16 protein-coding genes and 1 pseudogene are annotated in these 14,267 nt (G+C 34.3%); 7 read left to right on the forward strand and 10 right to left on the reverse strand.

The annotated features are described in order from the left end of the window. From ACIQ2S_RS05805 to ACIQ2S_RS05825, 5 genes and pseudogenes are all read left to right on the forward strand, one after another. Positions 1–266, forward strand: a pseudogene (locus ACIQ2S_RS05805) (tryptophan--tRNA ligase); the annotation flags it as partial. 1 nt (position 267) lies between these two features. Continuing rightward, positions 268–696, forward strand: a complete 429-nt coding sequence (locus ACIQ2S_RS05810; protein ID WP_396173820.1) for a hypothetical protein — start codon at positions 268–270, stop codon at positions 694–696. A 171-nt stretch (positions 697–867) separates the two neighbouring features. Then, a complete protein-coding gene (locus ACIQ2S_RS05815; protein ID WP_396173822.1) occupies positions 868–2,337 on the forward strand; it encodes a glycoside hydrolase family 19 protein in 1,470 nt (489 codons plus the stop codon). Positions 2,338–2,347: 10 nt separating this feature from the next. Beyond that, positions 2,348–2,740, forward strand: a complete 393-nt coding sequence (locus ACIQ2S_RS05820) for a hypothetical protein (RefSeq protein WP_396173825.1) — start codon at positions 2,348–2,350, stop codon at positions 2,738–2,740. An 85-nt stretch (positions 2,741–2,825) separates the two neighbouring features. Next, a complete protein-coding gene (locus tag ACIQ2S_RS05825; protein ID WP_396173827.1) occupies positions 2,826–2,957 on the forward strand; it encodes a hypothetical protein in 132 nt (43 codons plus the stop codon). Positions 2,958–2,963: 6 nt separating this feature from the next. On the opposite strand, the gene dprA is transcribed toward ACIQ2S_RS05825, so the two are convergent. Then, positions 2,964–4,067, reverse strand: a complete 1,104-nt coding sequence (dprA, locus tag ACIQ2S_RS05830) for a DNA-processing protein DprA (protein WP_396173829.1) — start codon at positions 4,065–4,067, stop codon at positions 2,964–2,966. A 148-nt stretch (positions 4,068–4,215) separates the two neighbouring features. Here dprA and ACIQ2S_RS05835 point away from each other — a divergent pair, with 148 nt between their 5' ends. Both ACIQ2S_RS05835 and ACIQ2S_RS05840 read left to right on the forward strand, forming a co-directional pair. Continuing rightward, positions 4,216–5,190, forward strand: coding sequence for an SPOR domain-containing protein (locus ACIQ2S_RS05835; protein WP_396173831.1), 975 nt, complete (start codon positions 4,216–4,218; stop codon positions 5,188–5,190). Between the two features lie 71 nt (positions 5,191–5,261). Then, positions 5,262–5,771 (forward strand): acyl-CoA thioesterase, encoded by a 510-nt coding sequence (locus tag ACIQ2S_RS05840; RefSeq protein WP_396173833.1) that lies wholly within the window; start codon positions 5,262–5,264, stop codon positions 5,769–5,771. Positions 5,772–5,846: 75 nt separating this feature from the next. Here the strand turns inward: ACIQ2S_RS05840 and ACIQ2S_RS05845 are convergent, their stop codons facing one another. From ACIQ2S_RS05845 to ACIQ2S_RS05885, 9 genes are all read right to left on the reverse strand, one after another. After that, positions 5,847–7,082, reverse strand: a complete 1,236-nt coding sequence (locus ACIQ2S_RS05845) for a murein hydrolase activator EnvC family protein (RefSeq protein ID WP_396173835.1) — start codon at positions 7,080–7,082, stop codon at positions 5,847–5,849. Positions 7,083–7,101: 19 nt separating this feature from the next. Then, a complete protein-coding gene (locus ACIQ2S_RS05850) occupies positions 7,102–7,875 on the reverse strand; it encodes a DUF4292 domain-containing protein (protein WP_396173837.1) in 774 nt (257 codons plus the stop codon). After that, the gene (locus ACIQ2S_RS05855) at positions 7,875–9,164 is read right to left on the reverse strand and encodes a tetratricopeptide repeat protein (RefSeq protein ID WP_396173840.1); all 1,290 of its coding nucleotides are present in this window, start codon (positions 9,162–9,164) and stop codon (positions 7,875–7,877) included. The genes ACIQ2S_RS05850 and ACIQ2S_RS05855 overlap by 1 nt, the downstream gene beginning before the upstream one ends. A gap of 119 nt (positions 9,165–9,283) precedes the next feature. Beyond that, positions 9,284–10,294 carry a sugar phosphate nucleotidyltransferase gene (locus ACIQ2S_RS05860; protein WP_396173842.1) on the reverse strand — a complete coding sequence of 337 codons (1,011 nt, stop codon included), beginning with the start codon at positions 10,292–10,294 and terminating at the stop codon, positions 9,284–9,286. 77 nt (positions 10,295–10,371) lie between these two features. Continuing rightward, positions 10,372–10,806, reverse strand: a complete 435-nt coding sequence (gene dut, locus ACIQ2S_RS05865) for a dUTP diphosphatase (protein WP_396173844.1) — start codon at positions 10,804–10,806, stop codon at positions 10,372–10,374. 5 nt (positions 10,807–10,811) lie between these two features. Beyond that, a complete protein-coding gene (locus ACIQ2S_RS05870; protein ID WP_396173847.1) occupies positions 10,812–12,263 on the reverse strand; it encodes a lipopolysaccharide biosynthesis protein in 1,452 nt (483 codons plus the stop codon). Between the two features lie 101 nt (positions 12,264–12,364). Next, positions 12,365–12,784 (reverse strand): hypothetical protein, encoded by a 420-nt coding sequence (locus ACIQ2S_RS05875; RefSeq protein ID WP_396173850.1) that lies wholly within the window; start codon positions 12,782–12,784, stop codon positions 12,365–12,367. Positions 12,785–12,787: 3 nt separating this feature from the next. Next, positions 12,788–13,213, reverse strand: a complete 426-nt coding sequence (locus ACIQ2S_RS05880; RefSeq protein WP_396173853.1) for a GNAT family N-acetyltransferase — start codon at positions 13,211–13,213, stop codon at positions 12,788–12,790. A gap of 135 nt (positions 13,214–13,348) precedes the next feature. Next, positions 13,349–14,267, reverse strand: a 919-nt coding sequence (locus tag ACIQ2S_RS05885) for an alpha/beta hydrolase family protein (RefSeq protein ID WP_396173856.1), incomplete at its 5' end; no start/stop codon positions are given.

Genomic DNA, 14,267 nt, shown 5'->3' on the forward strand with positions numbered 1-14,267 from the left:
TTGCTTTATACAAATTATTGGCTTCTGAAGAACAAATCGCTACCATGCGAAGCAATTATTTAGGAGGAAATTATGGATATGGCCATGCAAAACAAGCTTTTTTTGAGTTACTGGCAGAGAGGTTTAAAACCGAACGTGAAAAATATAGCTACTATATGAACAATCTAACAGAAGTGGACAAAGCCTTGGCTGAAGGTGCAACAAAAGCATCGGCAAAAGCAACCGAAGTTTTACAACGTGTTCGTGAAAAACTAGGATTTTTATAAAATGAAAAAAGGTTTAACAGTACTGCATTTTTTAGTGACTTTTGTGCTGTTTGCTCAAGAGAAAGAACCGGTTTATATCCTTTTCAAACAAGATGCAACGGCTGAATGTCAATTCACGGTTAATCGAACCACTCAGAAGAAAATTAAATTATCCTATGCTCAAAAACGACACCGTAAAATAAACGTCACTCGTTTTATTTTGTGTCGAAACATTTTTGTTTTTGAATTTCAAAAAAACAAGTTTGAAGTCGTTGAAAAAGACAAAGTAGCCAACTTAAAGCTAATTACCCTAGACGAAATTCTAAAAAAAGAGGAAGAAGCCCAATACAAGCAAACCATTAACGAATTATTTCCTAATCTTTTTGTAATTGAAGAAATAGAAAACGGTCAGTTTTCAATTTATGAGGTAGTTTGGGAAAAGACGCAGTAGATTAAACGAGGTTATTTCAATAATGTAAGAAAAAAATGTAGTTCAAAACATACAACTAGAACTATTTTTTTGTAATTTGCTAAGAATTAATCTTAACCTATTGTAATTTATGGTAACAAAAATGCAGCGAACAGCGAACAGCGAACAGCGTTAAAGCGGTGGAGCAAAATTATGCTTCTATGCTTTATTAGTACAACTTTTTGGCAATGTCAAAAAGAGGAATTTGAAACAACTGAATCTGCAAAACAAGGCAAACTTAACCTTTGGGTTGTACCCGGAGAAAAAGCTTTTAATAATTCTAAACAACTTCGAGAGCGAGTAACTTCCTTAAAAAGAAAAAATACGGCTGCTCGTTTGACTTCAACAATCTATAACTTTTCGATTGAAGAAGAACACGTTCAAATAATTATTGGTGATGATTATACTCAATATACTTTTAATATAGAACGTGAAAACCCAACACCCAATCTTTTAGAAAATTATGTTTGTAAAATTTATACGGATGGTGAAGTTTTTCAATATTTGATGGGCTATCCTTATACAATTGGGCAAAATGGTATTGCTTATCAAATGCAAAATTCTACCATTGAAGCAATTAGTGATGGAGATATTATTGTAACTACAGCCGGTAGAGGTTTTCCACCAGGTTGTGTACCTGAGTTTTTGTATGAAATATTAACATATGAATGTACTAATTATTCGTGTTCGGGCGATGGTAGACATATGCCTGGAGAAGAATGCCCTTGTGGCACACCAATTTCACCAAAGTGCAATCAGCCCTATACAAATTGCGGGTGGATAACCACTGCCGTTTGCGGCGGTTGCGGAGGTGGTGGAAGCACAGGTGGCGATGGTGGATTTACGCCTCCTGCTGGAGGAGGGCCTGGAGGCTCAGGAACTACAACTCCCGTTGATCCTGTGGTTACGGTGCCGTTTGATGGAGAACTTGAATTAGATGATGATTGCAACACTTCTAAAGAAGATTTAAAAAAACTTTTTCCAAATGCTAGTGATGCAAATCTTGAACTTTTGGCAAATGTAATTAATGCTAAAGGCAAAGATTTTGGCATTAATAATAAAGAAAAATTGCAACATTTTCTATCACAAGCAGGCCATGAAGTTGGAGAGTTTACAGGTGGTATAGGTAGAACTGAGAATACTAGTTATACAACAAAAGCTAGGATACTAAAAGTTTTTGGTAAATATTTTTCAGAAACTGATACTATAACAAAAAGAAAACCAGACAATTATGTAAACAACCCTTCTGCATTAGCAAATTATGTATATTGTTGCAGAATGGGCAATGGTACAGAGGAATCTGGCGATGGGTATAAGTATAGGGGAAGAGGTATTTTTCAACTTACTGGTAAAACAAATTATTCAAATTTTCAAAATTACTACAACTCAAAGTATAACCCAGACAAAGATTTTTTAAATAATCCGGAATTATTAAAAACAAATGATACAATAGCAATAATAAGTGCAATGTGGTTTTACCAGAAAAATGTAATGAATACTGTAGTAATTGATTCAACAACTACTGTAAAAAAAATAACAAAGAAAATTAATGGCGGTATAAATGGATTATCTCATAGAGAAAGTATATTCAACGTTGCAAAAGATTCAATTAACTGTATATAAAAAAATGAAAATGAAAAATTATAATTTTAAAGTATTATTTAGTACACTTTTTATACTACTAATTAGTTTACTTCTTTTTTCTTCCTTTAATAGCCCGGAAGAAGATATTGTTGGCTCATGGATACAAGAGGAAGAATCGAATATCAGATGGGTTTTTACTGCAAATGGGAATTGTTATTGGTATAATAATTCTACAATCGTTGAAAGTTTCACTTTTGAAATATCTCAAACATCACCTCAATGTCGCTACAATGTAAAAACTGGTGGTGCAGAAGATTATTACTTAAGATTAACAGACAGCGAAAACAGCAAATTTTGTTATGAAATATTAACAATAAATAATGAAGTGTTGTCTTTAAATTATCTAGGGACTTCGGACATTAAAGTCTTTAATAAAGAATAGAAAAAAATTCCAATAGTAGCGATTTACAGATAAGTCTGCAAATCGCTACTTTAATAATATTATTCATTTTTCAAATTAATTTGTTTTGATTACAAAAGACAAAGAAGCCCAATACAAGCAAACCATCAACGAATTATTTCCCAATCTTTTTGTAATTGAAGAAATTGAAAACAATCAGTTTTCAATTTATGAGGTAGTTTGGGAAAAGACGCAATAATACAATTCACACCGCCTCAAAACTCTTTCCCGGCAAAGGTCTAACTACCCCTTTTAGTTCCATATTCAATAAAATAGATGAAATTCGGTAAATTGGAAACTCGCAGTGAATCGCAATTAAATCCATTTCTTCTTTTCCATTTTTTTGTAGAAAATCATATACTTTTTGTTCATCGTCATCCAAGGTAACAAAGAGTTGTTTCTGAATGGTTTTAGCTGCTTTGTTTTCCAATTCCCAATTCAAGATATAGATTAAATCGGCTGCAGAGGTTAGCAAATGTGCCCGTTGAGTCTTGATTAAATTATTGCAACCTTGACTGTATTTATCAGAAGTTCTTCCGGGTACGGCAAACACATCGCGGTTGTAATCATTTGCCAATGTTGCGGTTATTAACGAGCCCCCTCTATCGGCACTTTCAATCACAATCGTTGCTTCGGCCATTCCTGCCACAATGCGGTTGCGGCGAACAAAGTTCTCTTTATCTGGATTGGACGTGCTCCAAAATTCCGTCAAAAAACCACCGTTTTGCTCCATTTTTGCTAGGTACTTTTTGTGTGTTTTTGGATAAATTTGGTTTAACCCATGAGCTAAAACCCCAATGGTTTGCAAATTATGTTCCATTGCCGCCTGGTGTGCAACTATATCGACACCATAAGCAAAACCACTCACAATCACCGGATTTAAAGGTGCCAAATCTTCGATGAGTTTTTTACACATCTCAGTGCCATAGCTTGTAATTTGTCGTGTCCCAACAATACTTATGATTTTTTGTTGTGGCAACTGAATATTTCCGCATGAAAAAAGAATGGTAGGCCCGTCAATGCAATGCTTTAAACGTTCCGGATAATCGTCATCTGAAAACAAAGAAAATTGAATGTTCTCATTTTCAATAAAATCCAGTTCTTTTTGAGCTTTTTGAAAAACCGATTTGTCTTTGAGTTTTTTAAGAAGTACTTCGCCTATTCCGTCAATGGCTTTTAGCTTTGTTTTAGAGGTTTCAAAAACGTTTTGGGCACTGCCACAATGATTGATGAGTTTCTTGGCTACAATATCACCAATTCCTTCTACTTGCAACAACGCAAGTGTGTAGTATAAATTTGAATGCTGCATGGCTTATAAATGAACTTCAAATTAACGGCTTTTTTGAAACATTTAAAAATAAAATAACAAAAAAGTAGTTCAATCCTTTCACAATCAGGAATTAAGTATATATTATCGGATTGTTAATAAAAATTGTTCGTAAAATTTTGATTCCGCAATGAATTATTTTTTCTTTGTTTCTATGAGAATCGATCAACCTATTTCACAATTACTCTATCGCTATCAATGTGTTACCGTTCCCGGTTTTGGTGCTTTTTTAACCGAAATCAAGTCGGCTCAACTGGTTGAAATATCCAATACATTTTATCCACCCAAAAAAGTCATTTCTTTTAATGTGAATGTAAAGAATAATGACGGCCTTTTGGCAAATCATATTGCTCAAACTGAACGATTATCGTATGCTGAAGCAGTAGAACAAATTGAAGATGCCGTTCAAAATTGGAAAAAAGAACTTCACACAAGTAACTCAGTTTCGATTAAAAACATAGGAAAACTTTCGTTGAATACTGAAAACAATATCATTTTTGAACCCTTAGAAAGTTTAAATTATTTAACCGATGCCTTTGGGTTGGCTTCATTTATATCACCTCCGGTTAAACGCGAAGTATATAAAAAAGAGGTGGAAGTTTTGGAAGAAAAAACTCCAATACAATTTACTCCTGAAAAAAGAGGTGCACAACCATGGTTAAAATATGCTGCAATTTTTGCTGTAGGATTAGGAATGGCGGGCTTTTTTGGAAACCAATGGTACAATAAAAAAATTGCAACTGAAACGTTGCTAGTGGAAAAAGCGGTGCAACAAAAAATAGAATCGAAGATCCAACAAGCTACATTTTTCATTGAAAATCCTATTTCGTCTGTAAGTTTGACTTTGGATGAAACAAGTGCAGAAGAAGCGATGAATTATCACGTAGTTGCTGGTGCATTTAGAAATGAAGCTAATGCCATTCGTGCTACTCAAGATTTGATTAATTTAGGTTATAAAGCTAAAAAACTGGACGCCAATAAACATGGATTATTTCCGGTTTTGATTGGAAGTTATCCAACCATGGAAGCCGCAAGCGACGCTAAAATTTCTGCACAGAATACACATACAAAAGATGCCTGGATTCTAATTCAGGAAATAAACTAAACGAAGACACTTTTGGGTTTTTTTTTTATCGTTATTGTACCTTTGCTTTTTTTACCTTTGCAAAAAAAAGTATGCAATCTAAATATCCTTCTGATTCCGTTACCATATTAACAGATATCGTTTTGCCCGGTGAAACTAATCCGTTAAATAATTTATTTGGCGGTGAATTACTCGCTCGTATGGACCGTGCTGCAAGTATTGCCGCTAGAAGACATTCCCGACGAATTTGTGTAACTGCATCGGTTAACCATGTAGCTTTTAACAGAGCAATCCCTTTGGGAAGCGTGGTGACTGTTGAAGCAAAAGTTTCAAGAACGTTTACCACATCTATGGAGATTTTTCTCGATGTTTGGACCGAAGACCGTGAAACAGGTATTCGAAGTAAAGCTAACGAAGCCATTTACACCTTTGTTGCCGTTGATGAAACCGGACGACCCATCGGTGTGCCTCCAATTGAACCGCAAACTGAACTGGAAAAGCAACGCTTTGAAGCTGCCTTGAGAAGAAAGCAATTGAGTTTAGTTTTGGCAGGCAAAATGAATCCGCATGATGCGACAGAATTGAAAGCCCTATTTACCTAGTAAATCCTGCTTAAATACTATAAAAAAGACCGATAAATAAAGCATTATCGGTCTTTTTGTATTTTAATTTGTTCATTAATTAGGAACCAACCAACTTTGTGGGTTCAAGAAAACATCATTTTGTAGTACTGAAAACTTAATGGCTGTTTTGCCGTTGCCGTCAGTGAAAATTTTACCAATAACTTGCTTTTCTTTTACTTTATCCCCTTTAGAAACGTTTACTGAGCTTAAGTTATAATAAACAGTAATAAAATCTCCGTGTTGCACATACACCGCTTTTTTAATAGGAGTAATAATTTGTACCAGAAAAACTTCACCTCCAAATACTGCTATTGCATCTGCACCTTGATCGGTTGTAATTTCAACACCGTTACTGTTTATTTGAGTTGTTTTAACAACCGGATGTGGTTGTGATCCAAATTTAATGGATACAAATCCTTTTTTAACAGGCCAAGGCAAACGTCCTTTATTGGCTTTAAAATTATCAGATATAATCTTCCCCTCCGGTGTTAAAACGATTTTGGATGATGATGTTCCTGTGGAGACCGTTTTTGCTCCTGATTTTTTGGCTGTTTTTTTGTTCGCTTCAGCAATTGCTGCTCGGATTAATTCTTGAATTTTGCGATCAATTTCTCTGGCTTCCTTCTGCTTTTTATTAATCTCTGCAACTAGTTTCTTTTGGTCTTTTTTAATGGAATTAACCAATTTTTGTTGTTCCTTTCGTTCCTCTTCTAAAACACTTTTTTCCTTTTCTTGTTCTGCAATCAATTGTATTTTCTCGTTCTTAACTTCTGCTAACTTTTTATTCTGAACCTCAATTTCTGCTGATTTATTGATAATTTCTTCTCCCTGATTTTTTCGATAACCCGCATATTGCTTCATATATTGAGCCCTTTTATAGGCTTGAAGAAAACTGCTAGATGACAATAAAAACATCGCTCTGCTTCGCTCTGAACGGCTTTTATATGACTTAACGATCATATTTGCATAATCATCTTTCAATAATTTCAGTTCACGGTTTAATTTGTTTAATTGAATTTGATTTTTGTAAATATCATCATTCAATAATTTGGCCTGCATTTCATTGGTAACAATAAGCTTTTCTCTCAAGCTAATTTTTGAATTTTGAGCTTGAATAATATTAACAACTGATTTTTCCTTCTTCTTTTGCTCTCTTAATAGTTTTTCATTGAGCTGAATTTCCTCCATTAATCGGGCTTTTCTTTCTTCCAATTTTTTTTGAGTATCTGTCTGACTCCAAACCAAAGAAGATAAAACTAAAAAAACGAGACTGAAAATATACTTTGTCATTTATACTTCTTTTTGAACGCTATTTGTTAATGTAAATTCGTTCGTAATCACTTGGAACGTTGTATGGAAACGTAAGATCTTCATTGAATGTAATGTTTTTATATTCCAAACTTATACTTGTTTTGTCTTCTTTACGAAATGCCTCAATAATTACTTTCAGAGGCAGAACTCCTTCTTTGTACTCTTTATATTCAGGATAGGAAACAGACAATTTTCTTTCTTGAATGGCTTGATCAATCTCCTGTTTTTTGATTAACAAATTAGAAGCTTCAAAGTAAAAAGTTTTTTGTGTGCTACCAGGAGCAATCTCTTCCAACTTATAATAATTATCTTCTATCGTGTTTTTGAATTTTGCCACTCTTAAATCATCCATAGCTTGTCCGATTAGCATGTTTTGAACTTTTTCAAAATTCAAATCGGTCCCTAACCAATTACTCAAAGTCGTATAATCGCCTTCAAAATAACTGCTCCCACTTTTCTCGTAATACTTTACTTCTGTCGGAGTGATAATTCCTTTAGCCATCGTAATACCTACAAAACGAATGCTAATTAATATGATTTCGTCCTTTTTAATTTTTATCTCTGATGTTAGTGTAAGCGATTGCTTGCTGTCTTTGTAATGCGTATGTGCCCGAATATAGGCCGTTTTAAAATTTTTAGAATTTTCGTAATGTTTATCAATAATTTTTTTTGTGGAAAGTACGTTTGTTGCCCCCAATTCAGCCAATGCGGCTTTCGATTTACATCCCAAAAGTGCACTTGCAAAAATTAGTAAAATAATTCCTTTTTTCATTACTTGTTTTGTTTAACTAATTTTTGAGCCATCAATAAATAGGTTTCCTTTTTTTTTGCATCACCCAAACCACCGTAAGTTTCGCTTAACTGCAAATAAAAATTTGCTTCCATTGCGGGGTTGTCAACAATGTAATCCAAACCCATTTCGAGATAATCTTTTGACTTTTTATAGTTTTTTAATTGATTATAGGCCAATCCGGCATACAAATAAAATTCAGGTTGCAATGGAAATCGCTCCAACCCATTTTCTGCTTGTAGTGTTATTGATGAATATTGTTTTTTCTCCACATAAGCATTCAACAATAGTAATTGATTCTCGATATCATTCGGGTCTATGTTAAAATACATTTCGTAATACTTCAAAGCTTTGTCCCAATTGTTTTTGTTTTGATAAAACTTGCCCACTTCCATGGCAACTTTCACCTCATTATTAAGGGTAAAATAACTTACTGCCTGCTCTAAATCAGGTTCAAATTGAGCGTTGTTATTCGCAAAAATTAAAAACTCGTTAAAAACACGATGTTTAATCTTATTATCAATAGTGCTGCTTTTCAAAATCTTGTTCAATGATTCTGCAGACTTAATTCCATTCGATTCGTTGATGTAATTTTTAAATAAACTGATTTGTGCCCAATCTGAAGTTGGAATTTCTCTTTCTAATTGTTTGGCAATTGCCGTTGCCTTATCTTCTTTATTTTCTTCTGAATAAATATGAATCAAAGCAATATAATTAACCTCGTCTTTCGGATTTGCTTTTATTTTTGCCAGCAAATTATTCTCATTTTCACCTTTGTATTGGTTCATACTCATGATTTGTGCTCGATATTGTTCGCGTGTAATCGATTTTCCAACCGATGCCGTTAACTCATCAATGAGTATCAAAGCTTCATCAAATTTTTGCAAATACATATAAAGTGTAACCAATTCTTCTCTGTATTCTTTTTTAAAAGTAATCAATTTTTGAAGTTGAATAATTGCATTTTCATAATCTTGTCGGGCGTAGGAAACATCATATAAACCGGCCCAATACCAACGATTAGCGGGGTCTAATTGGGTAGCCTTTTCAAAATTTGTATATGCATTTATATAATCTTTTCGAAGTAAATAGTTCTTGCCTAATTCAAAGAAAACAACCGGATTGGAAGGTTCCAATTTTTCACATCGATTTAAAGCGGTGATAGCTTTGTCGTAATTTTCAATTCCTTTTTGTTTGAGTGATTCATAAAAATAAACCTGAAATTCGTCAGTATCCAAAGCAATATCATCCGGCTCAGATTGTGCCAACAAGGTTATAGAGTGGAAAAGAATTCCAAGAAAAAGTAATGTATGTACTATGTTTTTTACCATTTTACCTCACCCCAACCCCTCTCCAAAGGAGAGGGGAGCGAGCTCATTATTAAAATTTATTACTCTAAAACTGAATAATCTCCAATACTTATACTTGTAAAAGCACCATTATAAATCACATGACTTCCTATCATGGCATTATCTATTGTGGCATTTTTTATGTGTGTCAAATTTTGAACCAAACTGTTTTTAATGGTTGTATTTTCTAATTTACAGCCATTCCCCAGCGAAACATTTGGGCCGACGGTAGCATTCTTCAACATAACATTCTCTCCAATAAAACACGGTTCGATAATGGTTGAATTTTCTGAAATTAAATTTGTAGCAATTAATTTTTCGCCATCTTGCTGCAAAAAGTTCAACATGCGTGAATTAGTTTCTACTGTTACATTTTTGTTGCCACAATCCATCCATTCATCTACTTTTCCAGGGACAAACTTCATGCCTTTTGCCATCATTTGTTTGATTCCGTCATTAATTTGATATTCACCACCATGAACAATATTATTGTCAAGAACTGCTTGCAACTCGTCTTTAAGAACGGCTACATCTTTGAAATAGTATATGCCAATGACCGCCAAATCGGATACAAACTCTTTTGGTTTCTCTACTAATTCAATAATTTCTCCATTTGCATTTAAATTCACAACCCCAAATGCTTCCGGCTGATCTACTTGTTTCACCCAAATGACGCTGTCGGCCGTTGTATCTAAATCAAAATCAGCACGAATCAATGTATCTGCATACGCAATCACTGCAGGTCCACTCAAAGAATCTTTGGCACACATAATCGCATGACCGGTTCCCAAAGCTACATTTTGATAATAGATGGTCCCTTTGGCCCCTAATTTTTGAGCAATCGCTACTAATTCTGCTTCTACTTCCTTACCAAAACTCTCGTGAATAATGAAAGCTACTTCATCAATAGGTTGATTTAAAACACCGGCAATGTCTTCAACTAATCGATGCACAATTGGTTTTCCGGCAATTGGAATTAATGGCTTTGGTACTGTTAGTGTATGTGGTCTGAGTCGTGAACCGCGACCGGCCATTGGTACTATTATTTTCATATTCTTAATCTGTTTTTCCGATGGCTGAAGCCAACGGTATTAATCAATCTTATCTTTCCGATGGCTGAAGCCAAAGGCTATTGAATTCCTGTGCTACCAAAACCGCCTTCGCCTCTGGATGTTTCAGATAATTCAGTCACTTCAATCCATTCTGCACGTTCGTGCTTGGCGATGATTAATTGGGCAATGCGTTCGCCATTTTCAATCACGAATTCTTCAGTTGATAAATTTACTAAAATCACGCCTATTTCTCCACGATAATCTGCATCAACTGTTCCAGGTGAATTTAATACGGTGATTCCTTTTTTTGCCGCTAATCCGCTACGTGGCCTTACTTGGGCTTCATAGCCAATGGGTAATTCAATGAATAATCCGGTTTTTACAATGGCTCGTTCTAAAGTTTTTAAAACGATTGGCGACTCCAAATTGGCTCTCAAATCCATTCCGGCAGAAGCAATTGTTTCATAATTGGGTAAAGCGTGCTGTGATTTATTGATGATTTTTATATTCATAGTACTTATGCTTTTTTTAAAATGCGTAACAAGGTTTCTTTTTCATTGTAATAAATAAAGATAAAATAACCTGCTAAAAATCCAATGCCGACATAATAATTTTCTCTGAAGCCGTAAAAATAGACTAAAGAAAACAGGATGGAAAGTCCTAGATAACCACCAATTTTATTTTTGTCATACGGAATTGGGTAGTAACGATTTCCGAGATAATACGAAATTGCCATCATACTGCCATAAGCCGCAATTGTTGCAATGGCAGAACCCATGTAGCTGAATTTATCTATTAATAAAAAATTAATAGTCAAGGTGATAATAGCTCCAACAATCGATATGTAAGCTCCCATTTTGGTTCGGTCGGTCAACTTATACCAAACGGAAAGATTGGTATAAATTCCTAAAAATAAATTGGCTAATACAATCAACGGAACTACTTTCATCGCAGACCAATAGGTTTCATTTGGAATTAAAAATAATTTTAAAATATCTGCAAATACAATGACAGACAATGAAATTAAAGACCCAAAAATTACAAAATATTTGGTTACATCGGCATAGGTTTGAGGTGCATTTTCGTTTTTAGCATAGCTAAAGAAAAAAGGTTCAATTCCCAAAGAATAGGCTGTTCTAAATAAAACCATGAACAATCCAATTTTATAACAAGCAGAATAAGCCCCTATTTCTGATTTACTCACATTGAACCAATCCAATAAAATTTTATCAAAATGCTCGTTGATTGCAAAAGCTAATCCAGCAACGAAAATAGGGAAACCGTAACGAAGCATTTTCTTCCACAATTTAGCATCAAAATGCCATTCAAGATGGAAATAATTTGGCGAAAGAACGATTAATGTTAGTAAACTTGCAATAATATTGGCAACAAAAATATAACCAATTTGAAAGTTATCTACGTACAAACTAGCTAGAAAACCATCCGGATTGGCTGCTGAAATTTTGGGTAAATACAATAAAAAGAAAATGTTCAAACCTAAGTTAACAGCGACATTTCCAATTTTAATTATGGCATAAATAACCGATCGTTGATAGGCTCTCAATTTAGAAAAGGGAATAATAACCAAAGCATCCAATACCAAAATCCAAATAATGTAGGTGATATACTCAACATCAATTTCTGAAAGACTAGCTAAAGTATTTCGGAATAAAAGTGAAGCTATCAAAAACACAATGGAAGTCCAAAAAATAGAAATAGTTGAAGTCCCAATGACTGCTCTTTTGTCGTCTTGGCTGTTGTAAAAGCGGAAAAAGGAGGTTTCCATTCCGTACGATAAAATCACATTAAACAAAACCAACCACGAAAAAATAATTGATACTTTACCATATGAAGATAAATTCATTACATCGGTATAAAGTGGTACTAATAGAAAACTCAACATTCTGGGAAGCACGGTGGCTAACCCATAAATGGCGGTTTGTTTAAAAAGTGATTTGTAAATGCCCAAAGGAATTCTTGAATTTAATGCTTCAAATTTAGTTTAAAAAAATGTAAAGGCACTGATTGACTGATTTAAATAGTTCAAATCAACCGAAATTTATAGGTAAACTATTGATTTGATTTTTCTACCACATTTGAAAAAAGATAGCGTTTTGTTTTGCCCTTGTGTTTGTATTCTAAAACGGCTTCGGTAGGTTTTAATTGAATGGGGAATTCTTTTACATTTGGTAGCTGATTGACGGCTTCCTCTTTAGGATCAACGTCCATTACTAAATCAGGTGTGCTAAAAGTTGCTGCAAATATGTTTTTTGAAATTTCTTTTACTGAAGAATTTTGATATCTGAAGAACATAGTTTGCATTTCAATAGCTCCGGAAATGGGTTGTTTTAATTCAATTGTAAAAACTGTTTGATTGCCTTTGGTGGTATAATAATAGTCAGCAATTGGCATAGGAAATTCTTGCTGAATAGCATCTTTGGAACTACAGGCAATTGCAATCAAAAAAAGCAAACTTATTATTTTTTTCATCTTTTATTCCTCGAAAAATTTAACAAAATGAAATCCTTTAGGCACAAACCCATGATTGTAATAAAATTTATGTGCCGGAAAATTGGTGGTGTAAGCATCTAAGGCGACTAATTTACAGCCTGTTTCAATTGCCTTTTGATTCAAATACTCCGTCAGCAATTTTCCAACACCTTTAGAACGGTGATTTGGGTGAACTATTACATTATCCAATTCTAAATATTTGCCACACCACAATTTTGTACCGATCCAAAAACCGGATAATCCGACACTTTCACCGTTTTCATAAACAACCACTTGCTTGTAATTATAGTGTAGCATTTCTTCTAACAAATCGGAATAAATCTGATGGGTGAAATCCGGATACAATTGCTGAATTAAAGGTAATTGATTGAGCATTTCTGCTTTGGTTGTGAGTTCTTTTAATTGCATTACACAAATACTATTTTTTTTACACTAATTACACAAATTTACACGGATTAATTTGATTAACTATATTTTAATACTGCCACTGATTCGCTGATTTTAATAATAAAAAATGATCATCTGCGAATCTGCGGCTAGCTTTTAATCCTCTTTCAATAACGTTTCGTTAAACAAATTTAATATTCGTGAATATTCATCTACCCACGAATAGGTTTCCCTAAAACCGTGAGCTTCGACCGGATAGACCGCCAAATCCCAATCAGTTTTTCCTAATTCGATGAAACGTTGGGTCAATCGAACAATGTCTTGAAATTGCACATTATCATCGACCATTCCATGAAGCATCACTAATCTATCTTGAAGATTTTCTGCAAAATAAATCGGCGAACTTTTTTTATAAGAATCTGGATCGGTTTCAGGAAAGTTTAAAATATTAGCCGTATAACCTTGGTTGTAATGAGCCCAATCGGTTACGGAACGCAAAGCTGCTCCTGCTTTGAATTCCCCAGGCTCTGTCAATAATGCCATCAATGTAATAAAACCGCCGTAGGAACCGCCGTAAATACCAATTTTGCCTGCATCTATTCCTTTTTGATTCACTAAAAATTGTTTTCCATCCAAATGATCGGATAAATCCAGTCCGCCCATGTGTCTGTAAATTCCGGTTCGAACATCTCGCCCATATCCATCACTTCCGCGGTAATCAATATCTAAAACCGTGTAACCCAAATCGGTTAAGAGATTGTGAAACATATATTCACGATGATAACTGCTCCAAAAGTTATGAGCATTTTGCAAATAACCTGCTCCATGTACAAAAATGATGGCTGCTTTGTTTTTATTTTCCGATTTTGGTTCATAAATTCGAGCATAAACATTTGAACCGTCTTTTGCTTTGATGGTGATAACTTCGGGCGATTTCCAAGAATAACTAGCAAACGTTTTGGTGGTTGAAAATGTAATTTGCTGCAAAGTCGTGTTCGATTTGTTATCGGCAACATACAATTCCCATGGTTTGTTTTTGGTCGAATAACGCACTAATAGAGTTTTTTCATCCGGA

This window comes from Flavobacterium sp. (genome assembly GCF_044371705.1).
Taxonomy (GTDB): Bacteria; Bacteroidota; Bacteroidia; order Flavobacteriales; family Flavobacteriaceae; genus Flavobacterium.

Excerpts from the sequence above, each read along its gene's own strand:
- ACIQ2S_RS05810 (WP_396173820.1), top strand. The coding sequence starts at position 268 with ATGAAAAAAGGTTTAACAGTACTGCATTTTTTAGTGACTTTTGTGCTG.
- ACIQ2S_RS05815 (WP_396173822.1), top strand. The coding sequence starts at position 868 with ATGCTTCTATGCTTTATTAGTACAACTTTTTGGCAATGTCAAAAAGAG.
- ACIQ2S_RS05820 (WP_396173825.1), top strand. The coding sequence starts at position 2,348 with ATGAAAAATTATAATTTTAAAGTATTATTTAGTACACTTTTTATACTA.
- dprA (WP_396173829.1), bottom strand. The coding sequence starts at position 4,067 with ATGCAGCATTCAAATTTATACTACACACTTGCGTTGTTGCAAGTAGAA.
- ACIQ2S_RS05835 (WP_396173831.1), top strand. The coding sequence starts at position 4,216 with ATGAATTATTTTTTCTTTGTTTCTATGAGAATCGATCAACCTATTTCA.
- ACIQ2S_RS05840 (WP_396173833.1), top strand. The coding sequence starts at position 5,262 with ATGCAATCTAAATATCCTTCTGATTCCGTTACCATATTAACAGATATC.
- ACIQ2S_RS05845 (WP_396173835.1), bottom strand. The coding sequence starts at position 7,082 with ATGACAAAGTATATTTTCAGTCTCGTTTTTTTAGTTTTATCTTCTTTG.
- ACIQ2S_RS05850 (WP_396173837.1), bottom strand. The coding sequence starts at position 7,875 with ATGAAAAAAGGAATTATTTTACTAATTTTTGCAAGTGCACTTTTGGGA.
- ACIQ2S_RS05860 (WP_396173842.1), bottom strand. The coding sequence starts at position 10,294 with ATGAAAATAATAGTACCAATGGCCGGTCGCGGTTCACGACTCAGACCA.
- dut (WP_396173844.1), bottom strand. The coding sequence starts at position 10,806 with ATGAATATAAAAATCATCAATAAATCACAGCACGCTTTACCCAATTAT.
- ACIQ2S_RS05875 (WP_396173850.1), bottom strand. The coding sequence starts at position 12,784 with ATGAAAAAAATAATAAGTTTGCTTTTTTTGATTGCAATTGCCTGTAGT.
- ACIQ2S_RS05880 (WP_396173853.1), bottom strand. The coding sequence starts at position 13,213 with ATGCAATTAAAAGAACTCACAACCAAAGCAGAAATGCTCAATCAATTA.